Genomic DNA, 2,989 nt, shown 5'->3' on the forward strand with positions numbered 1-2,989 from the left:
TGAATATAAGCAGGCCGGTTGCCGGTGAGGGAATGGCATTTTGCTGCGTAGTCGTCATCCTCGGTAACAAAAAGCCTTTGGCAGTACTTTTAATATCCACCATAGCGCTGGCATCGGGTGTTGAACCATCTGCGTTAATTGCCATATTCTGGGCGCCTGCAGTGTGTGAAAGGGTTGCAAATGCAAACACAAAAATAACGGTGGTAAGGAATTGTTTCATGGTAATATCGAATGTTTGGATGTAAGGATTTGTGTTTTATGTTTTGTACATTTTCTTTCTTTTTGATTTAATCAGTCGGGATCTTCTTTTTATTTGTTTTATCAATGCCGTTTTAAATTTCAATTCATCTGCAGAAAACCCGTCACTTTTTTTCCGCTGATTTTTCAATCATTTTCTTCAACGCTTCTATTTCCTTTTGTTGTTCTTTAACTGCATTGATCAATACAGGTACCAGTTCTGCATAGTTTAATCCCAATGTTTCCTTTGTTTCATCTCCGCTTACCACTTCAGGTACGATGGCCTTTACCTCCTGCGCTATCAGGCCGACTTTGTTATTACTGCCAGGCGTTGTTTTCCAATTAAAGCTTACGGGCCGCATAGCCAGCACTTCTTTTAATCCATACTTTAAATCCAGGATATTTGTTTTCATTCTTCTGTCGGATGTTTGTATTGTTCCATTGGTGGCGTATACCGCATTCCATTTGTAAGTAGATGTACCTATGGTGCCACTGCCGGAAGTTCTTGGAACGATATTACCTGATACTACTAATTTTTCCGGATTGGTTGTAGCTGTACCACTAACATTTCGGGAGGTACCGCCAATACCCACATTACCATTTGCGTCAATCCTCATTGCTTCATTTCCGTTAGCAGTAACAGTACCTGCAGAACCGTTGTTGGTAAAAAATATCATGTCCTGATTGGTGGCACCATTACCAATAAAAAAATCTGCTGTGGCGTTGGAATATAAATAACCGACGTTAACCCTGTTTAAAAGATTGGAATTGTTATTGGCATAAGATGAACTATTGATACCCATATCAATATAGTTGGTTGTGTTAGTTCCATTATCTGCGGTAGCAACAATATCAGAGCTGGCTGAATTACCACTGTTTCTGTTTTGAACACCAATCTGAACATAATTATTGATATCAGCATAAGCACCAATAAGATTGCTGGTGGAAGTAGTGCCACCATCTACCAGTAATTTTTCCGGTTGACTAGCATCAAAACTGGTGCTGCCAATACCAATATTTCCATCCGCAGTAACTGTCATTTGGGTGGTATTATTTGTTATAAGAGGAAGGTCATAATTTCCAGTGGTACCGAGTTTTGTAGTGGCACTCCCTGTATTACCAACCAAAGCCCACGCATTAGAGGACGAAGTAGTCAATGAAGCCGGACTTAATCTTTTAACTACACCATTAGAAACTGTTAAAACACTATCGGTATTGGCACCCGTTTGAAGTCCTGTAAGCTGCAATGGATTAGAAGCAGCACTTACTTGTAATTTGTATGAAGGGCTGGTGACACCAATACCTACGTTTCCGTTACCATCTATGCGCATCCTTTCATAGGTTGACTGTATCTGGCCTCCCGTCATAAACACTAACGACTTTGAAGCATTGGCTGTACCCAATAAGAAATTATTACCCTTTGTGTATAGATAACCATCGTTAGCGCCTCCCATTACGCTGCTGGTATTGCCACTGCCATTGATTCCCATATCAACATAGTTGGTAGTTTCATCTCCATTGTCGGCTGTAGCCACCACATCAGAGGAAGCATTGGTACCTGAAGAATTATTTTGAATATTTAGCTGAAGATAATTATTGACAGAACCCTTACCTACTATGGCATTTACAGAAGAAGTGGTACCTGCATCAACAAGTAATTTTTCAGGATAGGTACTGTTAAAACCTGAACCACCAATACCAACATTTCCTACGCTGTCAATCATCATTCTTTCAAGATTATTCGTTCTCATTCTCAGTGATACATTATTTGTGGAGCCAACAAATTGTGAACCAGCGGTAACGGAGTTTCCTGTTAGACCCCAGGCAAAAGCGGCGCCACCGTTAACCGCGGTATTAACAAAAGCCGTTGTGGCAATTTGTGTAGTATTGGTACCTGCGATCGCCGTCGGCGCTGCCGGAGTACCAGTTAGCGTTGGTGAAGCAAGTGGTGCTTTTAAAGCGTCATTTCCATTTATTTTTTGGATAGCTTGTAATATATTATCTGTCGCAACAACCGTTCCTGATCCGGATGTATAGCCCGTCAATACCTTTCCAATAACGGCTGCGTTACCCACAACGGTTGCTCCTTGTGTACCGGTAACTTCTCCTGCCAGACTGCCTGAGAAAGATGCTGAAGAGCCTGCACTAATTGCTGCTTTTACAAAAGCAGTAGTAGCAATTTGAGTTGTATTGTTACCAGTGGCCGCTGTCGGCGCTACTGGCACACCTGTTAGCGCGGGTGAAGCAAGCGGAGCCCTGGCTGCCAAATCCGTTATCAAATTATTGACCTGACTTTCATCAATGTTCACTGATAATCCTGCGGCAGTTCCTGTTGTATTTTGATTTAACGTTGGAAAATCAGCGGCTACTGCTATGGAGGGAACACCTGTACCGGTGGTATTTTTGATAATGCCAGTTCCAAGTCCCGCCAATGAAGTGCCGTTTATTTTTCTCACAATGGTTGCACTTTGTATACCGGTCACATCACCGGCCAGACTTCCAGTAAAAGAACCGGCGCTTCCTGTTATATTTCCCGACGGAATTACATAATCTGTTCCAGCGACAGCTGCACTAATGGTTGTTCCATTGCTTTTTATTATTCCATTAACTGCTCTAACCACCGGATCTGTTTCTGTGTAAGAACTCAAAAAGCCGGGGGTTGTATTTACCCATTTGCCGGTAACGATATTGTATTGCAATATCTGGCCATTGGCGGGAGAGCTGATAGCCGCATCTGTTGCAGCGGATATAC

The 2,989-nt window shown here is 42.3% G+C and carries 2 protein-coding genes; both read right to left on the reverse strand.

Annotated features, from left to right (window positions below):
• Positions 1-220 (reverse strand): phage tail-like protein (locus QWZ08_RS23730; protein WP_290340099.1); only part of this gene is annotated, 220 nt, incomplete at its 3' end.
• Positions 221-362: 142 nt separating this feature from the next.
• Positions 363-2,989: tail fiber domain-containing protein (locus QWZ08_RS23735; protein WP_290340100.1), on the reverse strand; the 2,627-nt coding region annotated here is incomplete at its 5' end.

This window comes from Ferruginibacter paludis (assembly GCF_030409685.1).
Lineage (GTDB): Bacteria > Bacteroidota > Bacteroidia > Chitinophagales > Chitinophagaceae > Ferruginibacter > Ferruginibacter paludis.